The sequence below is a fragment of the Pseudomonas sp. MHK4 genome (assembly GCF_054600775.1).
In genome coordinates this window covers 252784-270827 of the sequence record NZ_BAAIAK010000008.1, presented here as the reverse complement: position 1 = coordinate 270827, position 18044 = coordinate 252784, and the positions used below count along the sequence as shown (strand labels likewise).

13 protein-coding genes are annotated in these 18044 nt (G+C 62.3%); 6 read left to right on the top strand and 7 right to left on the bottom strand.

All coding sequences use genetic code 11. The annotated features are described in order from the left end of the window. The first annotated feature begins 67 nt into the window (after positions 1-67). A complete protein-coding gene (locus ACYP2Q_RS21140) occupies positions 68-1465 on the top strand; it encodes an MFS transporter (protein WP_323607759.1) in 1398 nt (465 codons plus the stop codon). A gap of 9 nt (positions 1466-1474) precedes the next feature. Continuing rightward, on the top strand, positions 1475-1996 hold the full coding sequence (locus tag ACYP2Q_RS21135) for a single-stranded DNA-binding protein (protein ID WP_020799826.1): 522 nt from the start codon (positions 1475-1477) through the stop codon (positions 1994-1996). Positions 1997-2101: 105 nt separating this feature from the next. Here ACYP2Q_RS21135 and ACYP2Q_RS21130 read toward each other — a convergent pair whose 3' ends face one another. After that, on the bottom strand, positions 2102-2650 hold the full coding sequence (locus tag ACYP2Q_RS21130; RefSeq protein ID WP_459732303.1) for a cysteine hydrolase family protein: 549 nt from the start codon (positions 2648-2650) through the stop codon (positions 2102-2104). Between the two features lie 102 nt (positions 2651-2752). Here ACYP2Q_RS21130 and ACYP2Q_RS21125 point away from each other — a divergent pair, with 102 nt between their 5' ends. The 3 genes from ACYP2Q_RS21125 to ACYP2Q_RS21115 all read left to right on the top strand — a co-directional run bounded on the left by ACYP2Q_RS21125 (position 2753) and on the right by ACYP2Q_RS21115 (position 5785). After that, positions 2753-3745, top strand: a complete 993-nt coding sequence (locus ACYP2Q_RS21125) for a GlxA family transcriptional regulator (RefSeq protein ID WP_459732302.1) — start codon at positions 2753-2755, stop codon at positions 3743-3745. Between the two features lie 182 nt (positions 3746-3927). After that, entirely contained in the window at positions 3928-5037 is a 1110-nt protein-coding gene (locus ACYP2Q_RS21120) for a DUF3182 family protein (protein ID WP_459732301.1), read from the top strand. Beyond that, positions 5027-5785 carry an alpha/beta hydrolase family protein gene (locus tag ACYP2Q_RS21115; protein ID WP_459732300.1) on the top strand — a complete coding sequence of 253 codons (759 nt, stop codon included), beginning with the start codon at positions 5027-5029 and terminating at the stop codon, positions 5783-5785. Before ACYP2Q_RS21120 ends, ACYP2Q_RS21115 begins: the two co-directional genes overlap by 11 nt. 66 nt (positions 5786-5851) lie before the next feature. Here ACYP2Q_RS21115 and ACYP2Q_RS21110 read toward each other — a convergent pair whose 3' ends face one another. The 5 genes from ACYP2Q_RS21110 to ACYP2Q_RS21090 form a co-directional block, all read right to left on the bottom strand. Further along, positions 5852-6841 carry a lysylphosphatidylglycerol synthase domain-containing protein gene (locus ACYP2Q_RS21110; RefSeq protein ID WP_459732299.1) on the bottom strand — a complete coding sequence of 330 codons (990 nt, stop codon included), beginning with the start codon at positions 6839-6841 and terminating at the stop codon, positions 5852-5854. Further along, positions 6828-8123: a cardiolipin synthase ClsB gene (clsB, locus tag ACYP2Q_RS21105; protein ID WP_459732298.1), complete on the bottom strand. Its 1296-nt coding sequence runs from the start codon at positions 8121-8123 to the stop codon at positions 6828-6830. The genes ACYP2Q_RS21110 and clsB overlap by 14 nt, the downstream gene beginning before the upstream one ends. Then, positions 8120-8917, bottom strand: coding sequence for an endonuclease/exonuclease/phosphatase family protein (locus ACYP2Q_RS21100; protein WP_459732297.1), 798 nt, complete (start codon positions 8915-8917; stop codon positions 8120-8122). Before ACYP2Q_RS21100 ends, clsB begins: the two co-directional genes overlap by 4 nt. After that, positions 8914-9840 (bottom strand): DUF72 domain-containing protein, encoded by a 927-nt coding sequence (locus ACYP2Q_RS21095; RefSeq protein WP_459732296.1) that lies wholly within the window; start codon positions 9838-9840, stop codon positions 8914-8916. Before ACYP2Q_RS21095 ends, ACYP2Q_RS21100 begins: the two co-directional genes overlap by 4 nt. 198 nt (positions 9841-10038) lie before the next feature. Continuing rightward, positions 10039-11241 carry an MFS transporter gene (locus tag ACYP2Q_RS21090; protein ID WP_459732295.1) on the bottom strand — a complete coding sequence of 401 codons (1203 nt, stop codon included), beginning with the start codon at positions 11239-11241 and terminating at the stop codon, positions 10039-10041. 189 nt (positions 11242-11430) lie between these two features. Here ACYP2Q_RS21090 and ACYP2Q_RS21085 point away from each other — a divergent pair, with 189 nt between their 5' ends. Further along, the gene (locus tag ACYP2Q_RS21085; protein ID WP_459732294.1) at positions 11431-13551 is read left to right on the top strand and encodes a mechanosensitive ion channel family protein; all 2121 of its coding nucleotides are present in this window, start codon (positions 11431-11433) and stop codon (positions 13549-13551) included. A gap of 113 nt (positions 13552-13664) precedes the next feature. Here ACYP2Q_RS21085 and ACYP2Q_RS21080 read toward each other — a convergent pair whose 3' ends face one another. Continuing rightward, on the bottom strand, positions 13665-17969 hold the full coding sequence (locus ACYP2Q_RS21080) for a DEAD/DEAH box helicase (RefSeq protein WP_459732293.1): 4305 nt from the start codon (positions 17967-17969) through the stop codon (positions 13665-13667). Positions 17970-18044: the final 75 nt, after the last annotated feature.

Genomic DNA, 18044 nt, shown 5'->3' with positions numbered 1-18044 from the left:
CGTCGCGATATACCCTGTCAATCGATGGGACTGGTAGAATCGCCGCCGGTTCACATGAGGTTTTTCCATGCACGATCCCCACAGCGAGCGCATGAGTGGCAGCGAGACCCGCGCGGCAAGCGGTCTGGCCCTGGTGTTCGCCTTCCGTATGCTTGGCATGTTCATGGTGTTGCCGGTTCTGGCGACCTACGGCATGGACCTGGCAGGAGCGACCCCGGCCCTCATCGGGCTGGCGATTGGCGCTTACGGCCTGACCCAGGCGATTTTCCAGATTCCCTTCGGTTTCATTTCCGACCGTATCGGCCGCCGCCCGGTGATTTACCTGGGGCTGATCGTTTTCGCCCTCGGCAGCGTCCTGGCGGCCAACGCCGACTCGATCTGGGGCGTGATCGCCGGGCGCATCCTGCAAGGCGCCGGGGCGATTTCCGCGGCGGTGATGGCGTTGCTGTCAGACCTGACCCGCGAGCAGCATAGGACAAAAGCGATGGCCATGATCGGCATGACGATCGGCCTGTCGTTTGCGGTCGCCATGGTGGTAGGGCCGTTGCTGACCCGTGCTTTCGGCCTGTCCGGATTGTTCCTGGCTACCGGTGGCATGGCGCTGTTCGGCATTGTCATTGTGATGTTCATGGTGCCGCGTTCCACGGGGCCGTTGCAGCACCGTGAATCCGGTGTCGCCCGCCAGGCGCTGATACCAACGCTCAAGCACCCGGACCTGCTGCGCCTGGATCTTGGTATCTTTGTGTTGCACGCGATGTTGATGTCGAGTTTCGTTGCCTTGCCCCTGGCGCTGGTCGAGAAAGCCGGGCTGCCCAAGGAGCAGCATTGGTGGGTGTACTTGACCGCGCTGCTGATTTCCTTCTTCGCCATGATTCCGTTCATCATCTACGGCGAGAAGCGACGCAAAATGAAACGAGTTTTACTCGGCGCCGTCGTGACGCTGATGCTCACTGAGCTATTCTTCTGGCAGTTCGGCGACAGCTTGCGGGCCCTGGTGATTGGAACCGTGGTGTTTTTCACCGCCTTCAATCTGCTGGAAGCTTCGTTGCCGTCGCTGATCAGCAAGGTTTCACCGGCAGGCGGCAAAGGCACGGCGATGGGGGTCTACTCCACCAGTCAGTTCCTCGGTTCGGCACTGGGCGGCATACTCGGTGGCTGGCTGTTCCAGCATGGCGGTCTGTCGGTTGTGTTCCTTGGATGCGCCGGTCTGGCTGCCCTCTGGCTGGCCTTTGCTGTTACCATGCGTGAACCTCCCTACGTGACAAGCCTGCGCTTGCCATTGTCGCCCGAGGCGATCCGCGAAGCGGGGCTGGTTGAGCGCCTGAAGGCCGTCGTAGGGGTAACAGATGCAGTGATAGTCGCTGATGAGGCGGCCATTTACATCAAATTGGACACCGAACTATTGGATCGCACCACCCTTGAAAGCCTGGTGAACAACCCGGCCGGGGCAGCGTGCGTAGCCTAGGAGAACGTAATGGCCCGTGGGGTTAACAAAGTCATATTGGTCGGCACTTGCGGCCAGGATCCTGAAGTTCGTTACCTGCCGAATGGCAACGCCGTGACCAACCTGAGTCTGGCAACCAGCGAACAGTGGACCGACAAGCAAACCGGTCAGAAAGTCGAAAAAACCGAATGGCACCGTGTGTCGATGTTCGGCAAGGTCGCAGAGATCGCCGGCGAGTACCTGCGCAAAGGTTCGCAGGTCTACATCGAAGGCAAGCTGCAGACCCGCGAGTGGGAAAAAGACGGTATCAAGCGTTACACCACCGAAATCGTGGTCGACATGCAAGGCACCATGCAACTGCTGGGCGGTCGTCCACAGCAGGGTGACCAGCAAGGCCAGGGCGGTGGTAACAACTACCAGCAATCCGCCCCACGCCAACAGGCTCCGCGTCCACAGCAGTCGGCCCCGCAGCAGTCGCGCCCGGCTCCTCAGCAGGCCGCTCCGCAGCCGGCCCCGGACTTCGACAGCTTTGATGACGATATTCCGTTCTAAAACAGCTGTAAGCCCTAAGCTACAAGCGGCCAGCTGAAAAACAAAACCCGCGCTTCGATCTGAAGTGCGGGTTTTTTTTGCGGTGAAGTTTCTTTAAATGGAATTTCAGTTCGCGAGGAATTCGTCCGTCGACACCACATTGGCGTAGGCAAAGCCCAGGGCCGACATGAACGCCGCATGTACATGCGCTGCCGGAACGGTCACGCCGTTGAACTCCAGGTCCCGGGACGCACAGGCATCATGGATTACCGTGACGCTGTAACCGAGGTCGTTGGCGGCGCGGGTGATGCCGTCGACACACATGTGGCTCATGCTGCCGACCACCACCAGCTCCTTGATGCCTTGCTCGTCGAGAATGGACTGCAGTTCGGTTTCACGGAACGAGTTGACGAAGTGCTTGAGCACTACCGGCTCATTGGCCTGGTTGAGGACTTTAGGGTGCAGCTTCGCGCCGTCGGAGCCCGGGGTGAAGAACGGTGCGTCTTCGGAAGTGAATTCGTGGCGGATGTGCACCACCGAATCGCCGGCATCACGGAAGGCCTTGAGCAGGCGGACGGCGTTGTCCGCGGCGGCATCGGCGCCGGCCAGCGGCCACTTGCCTTGTGGGAAGTAGTCTTTTTGGATATCGACTACGATGAGTGCTTGCTTGGCCATGACTGTTTCCTCGGAGTGCGGTTTGGGTGTGGAATGGAGTATTGACCCTGGCCGACCGTCCGGGGATTGGCCGCACCGACAATAGAAGGGGGAAAACTGACAATGGATGCACAAAGGGCGATCGCCGAGCTGGGCGTGTTGATCTATCCCGGCGCGCAGATGGCGGCGGTGCATGGTTTGACCGACCTGTTCGGTGTGGCCAACCGGATCGCCGCCGAGCATCAAGAGGCTCGCTTGCCCTTGCTGCGGGTCAGCCATTGGCAGGTCGATGGCGAGCAGGCGCCAGTTCGTGTCTATGACAGCCATCCCGCGACCGACGGCGCATTGGTGGCGGTATTGATTCCCCCGTCGATTGCCGGGTTTACCGAGGGCCAGGCGCCGCAGACGCTGCTTCACTGGTTGCGCCAACAACACGGCAGAGGCGCGACCCTCGGTGGCGTCTGCGTGGGGTCGCTGTTGTTGGCTGAAAGCGGACTGCTCGACGGTCGCAGCGCCACCACTCACTGGACTTCGGCAAAGTCCTTCAGCGAGCGTTACCCGGCAATCAAACTCAAGGCCGACACACCCATCGTCGATGACGGCGACCTGATTACCACAGCCGGGCTAATGGCCTGGTCTGAATTGGGTCTGCGCTTGGTGGATCGTCTTTTGGGGCCATGCATTGCCACTGGCACTGCGCGTTTTCTGGTGGTGGAGCACAGCGACAGCGCCAGTGAGTGCGGCAGCAATTTCGCGCCGATTCTCAACCATGGCGATGCCTCGATCCTCAAGGTTCAACACTGGCTGCAAAGCACCGGGGCCACGGATGTCTCGCTGGCGACGATGGCTGAGCGGGCAGGGCTGGAAGAGCGTACGTTCCTGCGCCGTTTCCGCTCGGCGACCGGGCTCAAGCCAACGGAGTACTGCCAGCATCTGCGAGTCGGCAAGGCCCGTGAAATGCTCGAATTTACCAACGGCACCATCGATCACATAGCCTGGACCGTGGGGTATCAGGATCCGGGGGCGTTTCGTTCGACGTTCAAGAAGATTACCGGGCTGGCGCCGAGTGATTATCGGGCACGGTTCGGGGTTACGCCGAGTGTTGCAGCCCGTTAGAAGCAGCATGGACCGTGCAAAATGCCAGAGTGTCGAAGTGGGTCGTGCAGAATAAAGCAGGCGAGTTGCCACTATCGTTTCTGCGACAGGCTGATTTACATAGCATTTTTCTAAAGAAGCGGTTGGCCTGAACCCTGCACCCCATCCGCTACATTCATATCGCGACAACTGAAGGGGGACGCATGACCCCAACAAACCGCAAGAAACTGCTCGTCGCCCATTCGGTGCGCGCCGATGCACCGGTTCACGAAGTCGAAACCAATCGCGCGCTGGCTCGTTGGCTTGCGCAAATCCTCGGGCTCAAATTCGGCGGCAGTTTCGACCCCCAAGTGCACAGCGACCGAGACATCTATCTGTTGCCGACCCAGACCCTGGTGGGTGCCGCTGCCGCCCTGCAGTTGGGCGTCAAGGGACCGGAGGATTTGTGGGGCGGTTACGTCGAGCATGATTTCATCTGCACCAAAGCCATCAGCCATGGTTTGTTGAATAGACATGCCCATGCACCGCCAGGCTGGGCGCCGTTGTTTTCCGAGCGGGTGCGCACCGTGGTGCTTGATGGTCTCAGTGTTTTCTCGTTCGACGATGCGCGGCCGGCGGCGGAGCATCTGCTCTACAACGGAACGATCCGCATCAAGCCGATTCATGCCTGCGCCGGGCGTGGTCAGGAAGTCATCAAGAGCCTCGACCAGTTCGACGAAATCCTCGCCCGTCCCGAAGCGAAAGCGCTATTCAGTGAAGGCGTGGTGCTGGAGCAGGACCTGGACCAGGTGATTACCCACAGCGTTGGGCAGAGTTTCATCGGCGAAAAGGTGCTCAGCTACTGTGGTGATCAATACTTGACCAAAGACGCCCACGGCGAAGAGGTCTATGGTGGTTCCAACCTGTTGGTGGTGCAGGGTGGCTACGACGATCTGCTGACCCTGGATTTGCCCGACGGTGTGCAACTGGCGATCCGGCAGGCCCAGGTGTTCGACGATGCCGCAGACGAAGCCTATCCCGCTTTCTACGCCTCACGGCGCAATTACGACATCGCCCAGGGCATCGCCAGTGATGGCCAGCAACGCAGCGGCGTGCTCGAGCAATCCTGGCGCATGGGCGGCGCCAGCAGCGCGGAAGTGGCGGCCTTGCAGAGCTTCGTCAACGATCCGGGGATGCGCGCGATTCGCGTGTCTTCGGTGGAAACCTACATCGATCAACCGCTGCCGGCGGACGCCATCGAGGTGTACCGCGGGCCGGCGGAAAACAGTGACTTCCTCCTCAAGTACGTAACGGTCAAATCCTATGACGGCTAGAAGCGAAAGCATTCAAATCGACATCGACGACGAACAGATGAGCGGGACTTTTCTCAGCCCCAAATCGAAAGTCCCCGGCGTGTTGTTTGTGCACGGCTGGGGCGGTAGCCAGGAGCGCGACCTGGAACGGGCGAAGGGCATCGCCGGATTGGGTTGTGTGTGCCTGACCTTCGACCTGCGCGGACACACCGGCGGTACAGGTATTCCGCTGACCCGGGTAACCCGCGAAGACAACCTGCGCGACCTGCTGGCAGCCTACGACCGGCTGCTCGCGCACCCGGCGCTGGATACGTCAGCGATTGCCGTGGTCGGCACCAGCTACGGCGGTTACCTGGCCGCGATCCTTACCTCGCTGCGGCCAGTACGCTGGCTGGCGTTGCGGGTTCCGGCGCTGTACCGCGACGATCAATGGCACACGCCCAAGCGCGATCTGGACAAGCTCGACCTGCGCGATTACCGCAGCACGCTGGTGCGCGCCGATAGCAACCGGGCGCTGCATGCCTGTTCTGAATTTACCGGGGATGTTTTGCTGGTGGAGTCGCAGACCGATGACTACGTACCCCACGCGACCATCATGAGTTATCGCGCGGCGTGTCAGCAGACCCATTCGCTGACCCACCGCATCATCGACGGTGCCGATCACGCACTGAGCGATCCTGTATCACAGCAGGCCTACACCTCGATCCTGGTGGACTGGATCACGGAAATGGTGGTGGGTGAGCGGTTGAGCATCATTCAGTCCTCATAAAAAAAGCCAAAGATCGCAGCCTGCGGTGCAGGAGCTGCCGCAGGCTGCGATCTTTTGATCTTGCGATTAACTCTTAGGTTTTCTCGAGATCCGCAACGACTTGGCCTTGGCCTCCACCAGCAGGTACATCACCAGCGTGATCAACAGCGGCAACAGGAAATAGATCGCCCGATAGGCCAGCAACCCCGCCACCAGGCTGCCCCTCGAGACCTCGTGTTGCAGCAGTGCCACGAACACCGCTTCCAGCACACCGAGCCCGGCCGGAATGTGGGTGATGACCCCGGCGATGGCGCTGATCAGCAGCACGCCCAGCACCAGCGGATAATCCAGCTTGCTCGGCAGCAGGGTGAAAATCACCGCGGCCATCAGCGACCAGTTCAGCGCCCCCAGGGCCAGTTGCAGGATCGCCATGCGCAGCGACGGCAGGTTGATTTCCACCCCGCGAATCGCCCACTCCCGACGTTTGGAAAACTGGCACGCCACCAGATACCCCGCACTCACCAGCAGCAGCAACACACCCACCGCCTGTAGCGCGCCGCTGCTCAGTTTCCAGCCTGGTGGCATGCGCACCAGCCCGCTGCTGAACACCGCCCCGGCAATCACCATGTAGCCAAACCAGTTGGTCGCCAGGCTCAGGCCGAGGATTTTCGCAATGTTGGCTTTGCTCACACCGAGCCGCGAGTACAGGCGATAGCGCATGGCGATGCCGCCGACCCAGGCGCTCAGGTTGAGGTTGAAGGCGTAGCTGATGATGCCCACCGGCAGGATCTGTTTCCACGTCAGGTCCTGGCGGATGTAGGTGCGGCCAATCAGGTCGAAACAGGCGTAGACCAGAAAACTCACCAGGGTCAGGCCGGACGCGATGATCAAGGTGCGCACTTTGAAATCGGCCAGGGTGTCGAACACCTCGTTCCATTCGATGCGTTGGGCGAACATCGTCAAGAGGATGATCAACGCCAGGAAAAACAGCATTGTCAGCGGTCTTTTCCAACGGCTCCAGCGCGACTTGGCCGAGTGCTCGGCGTGGGATGCCGCCTGTGCTTCAGTGCGGCTCATGTTGATTGCTCCCGGTCGGTGGGGTGAATGCTTTCAAGCGTGGTTTGTGCGCGGGCAACCAACCGGCCCATGCCGGAAAATGCCGCAGGAAGTGGAACACCAGGAAGCCCACGGTCATGTGCCAGATTCGCCCCCGTGGGGCCTTGTCCACCGACATGGCCTTGCAATGGTGATCGGCGAGTGCTTCGAGCCGTTCGAACAGGTCCCGGTTGAAGGCACGGTCACGGATCAGCACGTTGGCCTCCAGGTTCATCGACAGGCTCAACGGGTCCAGGTTGCTGGAGCCGACGGTGCTCCAGTCTTCGTCCACCAGCGCGACCTTGCCGTGCAGTGGCCGGTCGCAGTATTCGAAGATTTTCACCCCGGACTTGAGCAGGTAGTCGTAGGTCATGCGCGCCGCCAGCTTGGCCACCAGCATGTCCGGCTGCCCCTGCAAAATCAGACGCACTTCAACGCCGCGGCGCGCAGCGTTGCGAATTTCGCGCAGCAACCGGTAGCCAGGAAAAAAGTAGGCGTTGGCGATGACCACGCGCCTTTGCGCCGTGCGCAGCGCCAGGCGGTAAACCTCTTCGATGTCGGTCGAATGCTCGGCGTTATCGCGGTACACCAGCCGCACCTGGCCATCGTGATCGGTAACGACCAGTTCCGAGCGCCGTTGCCGACGGCGTTGCCACCAGTATTTGGCGCGGGCCGGGCGACCGCATTGCAGCAGGGCAAAGTGATGGATGTCGGCCACCGCCGGGCCTTGCACTTCCACCGAATAGTCCTGCTTGGCTTCCGGGCCGAAGTCGGCCAGATGATCGGCGGAGAAGTTGATCCCGCCAATGAATGCAAGCGTTCCGTCTACCACCACGATCTTGCGATGCAGGCGGCGGAACCAGTTGGTGCGGATGCCCAGGCGCTTTGGGGCCGGGTCGAACATCTGCAAGTGCACGCCAGCAGCGCTCAAGGCGGTGAGATACCCGGCAGTCAGCTCGCCGCAGCCAAACCCGTCGAAGCTCGCGGTGACGCGTACGCCCCGTTGAGCCGCCTCGATGAGCACGGACTTCAGTTCTTCGCCGACCTTGTCCTCGAACACAATGAAGGTTTCCAGGAGAATCTCGGTTTTAGCCTGGCGCATGGCCTCGAATACCCTGGGGAAATAGGCTTCGCCGTTTTCCAGCAGTTCAACCCGGTTGTTGCCTTGCCAGCCGTACTCGACGTCGACCCTTTGCGGCTCGCTCATGGGCGGCGCGGCTATCGTTTTTTCCAGCGCGGCTTTTTCCATCGACGGGCTGCTCATAGCTCAATCTCCACCGACAACGGTGCGTGATCCGAAAGGTGGGACCAGGGCCGGGTGGCCAGAACCTGCGGACGGCTGGCCTTGAGGTTGCGCACATAGATGCGGTCCAGGCGCAGGGTCGGCAGTCGTGCAGGAAAACTGCGTGCCGGCTTGCCATGGTGCTCGGCGAACACTTCGCGCAAACCGCAGGGTTTGAGCAGGGCATCGGCGCGTTGGCGCCAGTCGTTGAAATCACCGGCCACGATCACCGGCGCATCGGCAGCTAACGACTCAAGACGGCGCCCCAGCAATTTGAGCTGTTCATTACGATGGGTTTCGCGCAAGCCAAGATGGACGCATATGGCGTGCACCTCCGGGCCTTCGCCCGGCAGGCGCAGCACGCAATGCAAAATGCCGCGGTTCTCGTGGCCGCTGATGGACACGTCGAGGTTATCGTGGCGAACGATCTGGAATTTCGACAGCAAGGCGTTACCGTGATCGCCGGCCGGATAGACCGCGTTGCGGCCATAGGCAAACTGCGGCCAGAGCGTGTCGGCGAGGAATTCGTACTGGGGTATCGCCGGCCAATTGTCGTAGCGCTTGGGGTGTTGTTCGTGGGTGCCGTGAACCTCCTGCAGAAACACCACGTCGGCAGACACGCTGCGCACCGCTTCGCGCAGTTCAGGCAGGATGAAACGCCGGTTCAACGCCGTGAAACCCTTGTGGGTGTTGACCGTCAGTACGGTGAAGCGGTGCACCGTGCTATCGATGGTCGCCTGCTCGTCGGTGGTGCCAACCGGTTCGGAAATGCTCATGGCAACACTCCTTCGGCAGCCGGTTCACCGGGGGCGGTGAGCAGCTCTTTGTCGAGGTCGAAGCGTTCCAGCAAGCGACGCGCATCGAAGGGTGCACGGACCTTGATGTCGTTATCGAAATAGCAGAACACTTCCCGGGACTTGCGCGCCCTGGGTTTCAGGCGCGGCGCGATCAGATGCGGGTCAGCCGGTTGCCGTCCATGGTGCCAGGCCTCGATCCGGTCGCCCCAACGCTTCAATGCCTGAGGGGTGTAGCCGCTGGCGTAGAGCGCTTCGGCACCGTGCAGGCGAAGGTACACGAAGTCGCTGGTGAGGTCCTCGCGATACGGCCATTTGCCGGCGGTATCGGCGATGACCAGGGCCGTATTGTGGCGTTTGAGCAGGCGGACAAATACCGGGTCGATGAAGCTTTCGTTGCGGATTTCCACGGCGTGTCGCAAGGGCTGTTTCCTGCTCGCCTTCAGGCTGGCGTGGCCGTTCACATGCGAGTCGTGCTGGCGGGCGAGGGCGGCGGCCTGTTCGGTGTCGTGGGGCAGTTGCTCGAGGAAAGTATCGAACAGTTCGGCGTCGAATTTGAAGTTGGGTGGAAACTGCCAAAGAATCGGGCCGAGTTTTTCCTTGAGTTCCAGCACTCCGGAGGCGAAGAAATTCGCCAGGGGTTTGTGGATGTCACGCAGGCGCTTGATGTGGGTGATGAAACGCGGGGCTTTGACGCTGAACACAAAGTGCGCCGGGGTTTCGGTATACCACTGGGCGTAGCGTTCGGGCCGTTGCAGGGCGTAAAACGATCCATTGATCTCGATGCTGTTGACCGCCCGTGAGGCGAATTGCAATTCGCGCTTCTGGGCCAGGCCCTTCGGGTAGAAATCCCCCCGCCAGGGCGTGTAGCGCCAACCTGAAATGCCGATGTGAATCGCCGCCATGTCGCCTCCCGTCTGACTGCCCCCTGATCTTTTGATGACTGTGGGGCGGGGGCGAAAGTTTCGGCGGGGCTACGGACGGTATTTCTCGAGCCACCACGACGCCCGTGGGAGCCGGCTTGCTGGCGATAGCGATATGTCGGACACACCCGTGTCGAATGTGCCGCCGCCATCGCCGGCAAGCCGGCTCCTACAGGGGGATCAGTGACCGGCGATGACGTGGTTTGAACCCGTGGCATAGACCGGGCCCAGCCGATCCAGGCGACCGCTCCAGGCCGTCAATGCCAACGCTACCAACACCACCAACCCGCCGATCCACGCGGTATGGATCAAGCCCATGTGTGCGACGATCAAGCCACCACCCCACGCGCCCCCTGCGATACCGAGGTTGAACGCGGCGATGTTCAGGCCGGAGGCCACGTCCACCGCATTCGGCGTGTGATGTTCAGCCTGGCGCACCACATACACCTGCAACGCCGGCACGTTGCCGAACGCCACGGCGCCCCAGACGAGTACGGTCGCCAGTGCCAGCCATGGATTGCCGGCGGTGAAGGTCAGCACGAACAGCACGGCGGCGAGCAGGGCGAAGATGATTTTCAGGGCGCTGATCGGGCCACGCTTGTCCGCCAGTTTGCCGCCCCAGAGGTTGCCGACGGCCACCGAGATGCCGTAGACCAGCAGCACCAGGCTGACGGTGCTGGCGCTGAAGCCGGAGATATCCTGAAGGATCGGCGCCAGGAAAGTGAAGGCGATGAACGAACCACCGTAACCGACTGCCGTCATGGCATACACCAGCAGCAGGCGCGGTTGCTTGAGCACTTGCAGCTGCTGCAACAGTGAGGCGGGTTTGCTGTGGGCGATGTTTTTCGGCACATAGAGCAGGCTACCGATAAAGGCGATCACACCCAGGGCCGATACGGCGAGGAAGGTTTCACGCCAGCCGAAATGCTGACCGATGAAGGTCCCCAGCGGGACGCCGGTGACCAGGGCCACGGTCAGGCCGGTGAACATGATCGCGATCGCGCTGGCGGCTTTTTCCTTGGGCACTAGACTGGTGGCGATGGTCGAACCGATCGAGAAAAACACCCCGTGCGCCAGGCCGGTGACGATCCGCGCCAGGATCAGCGACTCGTAGCTGGGCGCCTGCCAGGCCAGAAGATTGCCCAGGGTGAACAGCACCATCAATGACAGCAACAGCAGTTTACGCGGGACTTTACCGGTCAGGGCGGTCAGTATCGGGGCGCCGACGGCGACGCCCAGCGCATACAGGCTGACCAACAGGCCGGCCGACGGCAGGCTGACACCTAGGTCGGCGCCAATGGTAGGTAACAGGCCAACGATGACGAACTCGGTCGTCCCGATGGCAAAGGCGCTGAGGGTCAGCGCGAGCAAGGCAATGGGCATGACTGCAACTCCGGTGGGATGATTTGATGGAGCGCAGTGTCAGGGTTCCGGTTGTGCGGAAAAATACAGGGATGAGCATTTGATATTTGTCTTGAGCGCAAAGATTGCCGGGTATTGGCCGGCCAGCAGCGAACTAGTCCGGCATTTCTCGATCAGTTCCTTACAGTCCTATCCAGAGGAGCGGATGCCTTGATCAGGCTCAAGACGGCGATATTAGTGGGGGCGCTGTTGTTGTTCGGCAGCGAGGAACTGCAGGCGGCGGCCATACCGGGCGTGCCGGCCGCCGCCACGCCGGCGGCACACCCTGAGCCTTTGGTCCAGGGCGGGTTGCTGGGTGCCATCAGTTCGAGCATCGACGACGTCCAGAGCAAGCTCAATCTCGACAGGGACCTGCTCGACGCCTGGCGTTTGCGCGCTGACCGTGCGGCCGATGAGGTGGATCAACTGGTCAATCGCCCATCGGCGCGCTCAAGCTGGAGCGTGGCGGGGGACTTCCTGTTGCTGACGGCAGTGTGGGCGGGTGTCTTCGGCCTACTCTGGATGTTCGGCAAGTTCTTGACCGAACGCCTGTGCCGCCATCGGGTGCTGCTCAGCCGAGAGCGTGGGCAGGCCTTGCTGGGTTATGTCTTGCCTTACAGCATCCCGGCGGTGATCAGCCTGCCGTTGACGATTTATGCCAGCCAGTTATTGCCGGTATCGGCCGGCAGGGCGCTGGCGTTGTGTTTTGCCTATGCCACCAGCAGCGGCGTGTTCGCTTCGTCATTAGTGATGTCCCTGGTGGTGCTGTTCAATGTCGGTCACAAGCGCCGGGCGGTGCAGATCATTCGCCAGGACAGCCCACGACCACTGTTCGCGATCGGCTTCCTGGTCGCCCTGAGCGACGCCTTGACCAGCCCGCAGATCGCCCATCAACTGGGCAACAACCTCACCAGCAGCATCGCCGTGTTCACCGGCCTGGCCGCCTCGATTTCCTTTGGTTTGCTGGTATTGCGCATGCGCCGTCCGGTCGCCCAGGTGATCCGCATCCTGCCGCTGGCCCAACGGCGGGCACAGCCAGCCTTGCGCGAAACCCTGCGGATTTTTTCCGGGCTCTGGTACTGGCCGATCCTGTTGATGGTGCTGGTCTCGATCATCAACCTGATCGGCATTGGCGATGACAACCAGCAAGTGCTGCGCAGCGCGCTGTTGACCACGGTGTTGCTGATTGCCACGGTGTTTCTCAGCACGACGCTGCATCACCTGTTCAAGACCCGCAGCGAGTCCGACGTGCGCCGCAGTGGCGCCTACAAGGAACGCTTCCTGAGCCTCTCCCACGCGTTGTTGCGCATTGCCATGGCCATCGTGTTCATCGATGTCCTCGGACGAATCTGGGGTGTGTCGCTGTTCGATTTTGCGGTGAGCAATGCCGTGGGGCGGGCGATCAGTGATTCCTTGAGCCATATCGGCCTGATCTTCCTGGTGACGTGGATGGTCTGGGTGGTGCTCGACACGGCGATCCAGGAAGCCCTGAAACCACCGGCCAGCAAACGCGGGGCGCGCCAGCCGAGTACGCGGATCAAGACCATCCTGCCGTTGCTGCGCAATGCGATCAAAATCATCCTGGTGGTGATCTGCGCCATCACCACCATGGCCAACCTTGGCATCAATGTCGCGCCGTTCCTGGCCGGTGCCGGGGTCATTGGCCTGGCCATAGGTTTCGGCTCTCAGCAACTGGTGCAGGACGTGATCACGGGATTGTTCATCATCATCGAAGACACCCTGTCCATCGGTGACTGGGTGGTGCTCGATTCCGGGCATGCCGGCACGGTCGAAGGCCTGACCATCCGCACCTTGCGCCTGCGCGACGGCAAAGGCTTCGTGCACTCGGTGCCCTTTGGCCAGATCAAGGCCGTGACCAACCAATCACGGCAATTTGCCTATGCGTTCTTCTCCGTGCAGTTCACCTATGACACCGATGTCGACAAGGCCATCGAGCTGATTCGCGAGGCCGGGCATTCGATCAGTGAAGACCCGTTCCTGCGGTACAACCTGCAAGGTCCGCTGGATGTGTTCGGCGTCGACAAGATGGACCTCAATGGCGTGGTGCTGACGGCACAGTTTCGCACCGTGTCGGGCGGGCAATATGCGGTGAGCCGGGCGTTCAACCAGCGTTTGAAAAAGCTTGTGGATAACAGTCCGTGGGTGCATTTCGCGCAGACTTATCCACAGCAGGTTTTAGTGCAGAGGCCGGCGGCGGAGCCTGTGCATGATGGGGCGGCTGAGCCGGAGCATGCGGCGGTGTTGATGCCGGATCGGCCTCGGCCCCAATAAATTTGTCGGTTTTGATGGCCCCATCGCCAGCAGGCTGGCTCCCACAATGGATCTGGGTACACCGGTCCATTGTGGGAGCTAGCCTGCTGGCGATAGGGCCCGCCCAGACAACCTCAATGCCGGATCAGCTTGTTCTGCACTTCAGCCATGGCCTGCTGATCCAGCTCAAGCCACATATACTGCTTGCCCGCAATCTGCGCCGCAGCCGGCAGGCCATCGCGATACACCAGCCGATTACTCGCCAGCGCCGGCACTTTCGCACCGGGCAACAGGGTGCCGGCGAGGTTCAGCGGATCGACCCCGCACACCGAGATCAAGCTGCCGTCATGGGGTCGACGGCGGACTTCGCGCAGCAATGGAATCGCCTCCGGCAGCGCGAATTGCTCGCCCGCCAGGCCACTGACAAAACGTCCGCCACGAATCTCACCCCGCGCTTCCAGCCGATGGAAGGTGCGCAGCAATTCCCGCCAGCTCGGCAGCCAATCGGCTTCACGCTCCAGCAAGCGCCAGAACACCACGCCGTAGCGGCGCAACAAGGTCATGGCGATGTGTTCCAAGGTGTCGGCGGGGGTTGGCGTTGGTCGCGGGTTATCCACAGCCGGCGTCACCACCGCGCGTCGCAAAAGTGCCCAGCGCCCGGCGTCGTCCATGCCGCCGACAAAGGCCCCGCGCCCGCGTCGGCTGCTACGCTGCTGGCGCTTGCTGGCCGGTGTGATCAGCGCCCGCAGGCCGGCAAAACTGTCGGCGTTCACCAACCCCGCACCCACCAGTTCCTGCAGGGCGATTTCCAGTTCTGCGCGCAGCAGGTGTGCTTCGTGGATCAGCTCATCGAAAAACAGCGCGCCGTGCTGGCTGAGGGCGGCGTGAACCTTCTGGGTCTTGGGCGACAGTTCGCTGACCGGCGTCTGCTCGGTCAAGTCGCTCCAGATACCGACCCGATTACGCGGCAACAACACGATCGGCGTGCTGCGCAGGGCGGTGCCGGTGCCGCGATTGCGCGCGGTCAGTCGGGTCCAGGCCAGCTTTCCGCTGCGGCACGCATCATCGAGCCAGGTGGGCGAATAGTCCTTGAGCCGCGCGGGCAGCAGTTCGCTGTCCCAGGCCGAAGCGGCGGCGGGGTAGCCTTCGAGCTGAGTGACGATCGCCGGCAACACCGCGCTGCCCTGGCCGCGGGTGGCGTTGGACAGGTGCTGCCAGTCGAACAGGAATCGCATGAAGTCCTGCAAGGCCACGGGCTCGATTTCCCGGCGCAGGCGCTTGACGGTGTAGCGATGAATCCGCGCCAGCAAATGACGCTCGCACCATTCTTCCTCGGCGGTGCAAGGGGTGAAGCGCCCGCGCAGCACATACCCTTCGCCTTCCAGTTGCGCCAGTGCCTGGCTGACGTCCATGGCCGGCAATTCGAGGGGTTCGGCAATCGCCTGCAGTGGCAGTGGACCAAAGGCGCTGAGCCGCGCTCGAATCACTTCAACCACTGCGTCGTCCGGTGCCCAGGCCAGATCGAAACCTGGCAGAGCCTGCAAGTGTGGAGACAGATCCGCGTGTGGATAAATCGCCTGCAGGCACGTCAGTCGTTCCAGCGCCAGCCACAGTGACCGGCTGATGCGGCAGGCTCGACCGCTGTCAGCCAGGTCATTCAGCCATTCCAGCCAGTGCGGGTTGGCGCGGGCCTCGGCGTCGGTGATGCAGGCCAGGCTCATCAAGGTCTCGTGCATCTCATCGACGTTGCCGGGCGTGGGCCAGGCCTCTTCACGCACCGTGTCAATGGCTTCGGCGTCCAGCGCCCCCAGGTCGTCAGTGGACTGCGGCTCGCTCCAGCGACGGTTGAGCACCGCCTGGGTGCGGCGTTCCTCCAGGGGCGCATCGTCGAGAAAGGTGTAGGGCCTGGCGCTGAGGATTTCCGCGGCCAGGGGCGAGGGCGCGGGCAGGTCGCGGCTGATCAGGCGAATCTCGCCGCGTTCCATGCGCCGCAACAGGTCCAGCCAACCGTTGCTGTCCATGGCGTCGTGCAGGCAATCGTCCAGGGTCTGCTCCACCAGCGGATGGTCGGGGATGTCGCGCTCGCCTACGAGGTTTTCCACGCAGGCGATCTGGTCTGGGAACACGCTGGCGGTGAGGTCTTCGCTTTTCATCCGCTGGATCTGCGGCGGCACTTTGCGCCCACCGCGATAGCGCGGCAGCGCCAGCGCCACGCCGGCATTCCAGCGCCAGCGCACGCCAAACAATGGCGCATCGAGCACGGCCTGAATCAGGATGTGCTCGGCGGTGTTGCTGTGCAGGTAGCGCCACACGTCAGTTAGTTCAAAACTGTGGCTGCTGGACATCGACAACACGATGGCGTCCTCGCTGGCGGCGGCTTGCAACTCGAAGTTGAAGGTACGGCAGAACCGTTTGCGCAAGGCCAGGCCCCAGGCGCGGTTGATACGACTGCCGAACGGGCTGTGGATAACCAGCTGGGTGCCACCGGACTCGTCGAAGAAGCGCTCCATCAGCAAGGTGTCTTGGGATGGCAACGCGCCCAGTGTCTGCCGCGCGCGGGCGAGGTATTCCACCAGTTGTTCGGCGCTGGCCAGGTTAAGGCCCAGGGTCTGGGTCAGCCAGTCGAGGGCGGGCTGCAAGTTGCCCGGCGTCTCGCCGAGCAGGGTATCGAGCCGGGCCTGCAAGCGCGCCACGGCAAACGACAGTTCGGCGCTGCGACCCGGTGCCTCGCCGAGCCAGAACGGAATGGTCGGCGGCTGACCCTGGGCATCCTCGACCCGGACCTTGCCGGTTTCGACCCGCAGGATCCGGTACGACGTATTGCCCAGCTGAAATACATCCCCGGCGATGCTCTCCACCGCGAAGTCTTCGTTGACGCTGCCGATGTTCAGCCCTTGGGGCTCGAGCAGAACGCTGTAGTCGGCATTGTCAGGGATGGTCCCGCCGCTGGTCACCGCCGTCAGCTTGGCGCCCCTGCGACCGCGCAGGGTGCGGCTCACGGCGTCGCGATGCAGATAGGCACTGCGGATACCCTGGCGCCCGTCAAAGCCCTCGGCGAGCATCTGCAGCAGCGCCTGATAGTGTTTTTCGTCGAGGCCGCTGTAGGGCGAGGCGTTGCGCAGCATGTCCAGCAACGCCTGCTCCGGCCATTCCTGGCAACTGACTTCGGCGATGATCTGTTGCGCCAGGACGTCCAGCGGCGCCTCGGGGATCAGCAGGGTGTCGAGCTCACCCCGGCGCACGCAGTCGAGCAGCGCGACGCATTCGATCAGGTCGTCGCGGGTAGTGGCGAACAGGCGGCCCTTGGGTGTACCGCCGACCTGGTGCCCGGAACGTCCAACCCTTTGCAGAAAACCGGCAATCGAGCGCGGCGAGGCGATCTGGCACACCAGGTCGACATCGCCAATGTCGATGCCCAGCTCCAGCGACGCGGTGGCGATCAACACCTGCAGCTCGCCACGCTTGAGCCGCTGTTCGGCGTCCAGGCGAAACTCCTTGGCCAGGCTGCCGTGGTGGGCGGCCACTGCTTCTTTGCCGAGGCGTTCGCTCAGGTGTCGGCTCAGGCGCTCGGCCAGACGTCGGGTGTTGACGAAAATCAGCGTAGTTCGGTGCTCGCGGGCAAGGGCGGCAAGACGGTCATAGACCAGCTCCCAGACATCGTTGGCCATCACCGCCGACAGCGGCACGGGTGGCACTTCGATGCCCAGGTCACGCGGGCGGGCGTGGCCGATATCGACGATCTCGCAGGGGCGATCACGACCGACCAAAAAGCGTGACACCGCCTCGATGGGTTTTTGCGTGGCCGAGAGGCCGATGCGCACCAGCGGTTTGGCGCACAGCGCCTGCAGGCGTTCGAGGCTCAGCGCCAGGTGGCTGCCGCGCTTGCTGGCGGCGATGGCATGGATCTCATCGACGATCACCGTACCGGTGGTGCTGAGCATCTGCCGCCCGGAGTCGGAGCCGAGCAGCACGTAAAGCGATTCCGGGGTGGTGACCAGGATGTGCGGGGCGGTCTTGCGCATCGCCGAGCGGTCTTTTTGCGGGGTATCGCCGGTGCGCACGGCGGTGCTGATCCGCAGTTCGGGCAGGCCCATCACCCGCAACTGTTCGGTGATGCCGGCCAACGGGTCTTGCAGGTTGATCTGGATGTCGTTGGACAGCGCCTTGAGCGGCGAGACGTAGACCACCAGGGTTTCGTTTGGCAGGCCTTCAGAGTTTTCCAGGCCACGGTGGACCAGGTCGTCGATCACGGCGAGAAAGGCGGTAAGGGTCTTGCCGGAACCTGTGGGGGCGGCAATCAGGGTCGAGCGGCGCTGGCGGATCAACGGCCACGCCCGAGCCTGGGCGGCGGTGATCGTCGCAAACGTCTTGCTGAACCAGGCGCTGACGGCGGGGTGGAAGCCGGCCAGGGCACTGTCGGCGGGGATAGGCAGGTTCATGGGGCAATTTATGCGGGTGGGGGCGGGAAGTTGCAAGTACCGCTGAGGGATCTCTGTGGACTGACAGGGCCCCTT